The organism is Neisseria sp. P0009.S007 (assembly GCF_051962515.1).
Genome location: NZ_JBQCVF010000942.1, coordinates 1 through 376 on the forward strand (window position 1 = coordinate 1; position 376 = coordinate 376).

Genomic DNA, 376 nt, shown 5'->3' on the forward strand with positions numbered 1-376 from the left:
GTAGTGGAGGAAGGTTCCGTGAAGAGCGGGACTTGACCTATCCTAGGAGGAAGTACGGGCTAAGTTCGTGCCAGCAGCCGCGGTAACACGAACCGTCCAAACGTTATTCGGAATTATTGGGCTTAAAGGGTGCGTAGGCGGCGCTTTAAGTCGGGTGTGAAATCCTTCGGCTCAACCGAAGAATTGCGCCCGATACTGGGGTGCTAGAGGGAGACAGGGGTGAGCGGAACTGATGGTGGAGCGGTGAAATGCGTTGATATCATCAGGAACACCGGTGGCGAAAGCGGCTTACTGGGTCTCTTCTGACGCTGAGGAACGAAAGCTAGGGTAGCGAACGGGATTAGATACCCTAGTAGTCCTGTCTCTTATACACATC

At 53.7% G+C, this 376-nt stretch carries 1 rRNA gene; it reads left to right on the forward strand.

The annotated features are described in order from the left end of the window. Positions 1–376, forward strand: a 16S ribosomal RNA gene (locus tag ACTHS3_RS17220); the annotation flags it as partial.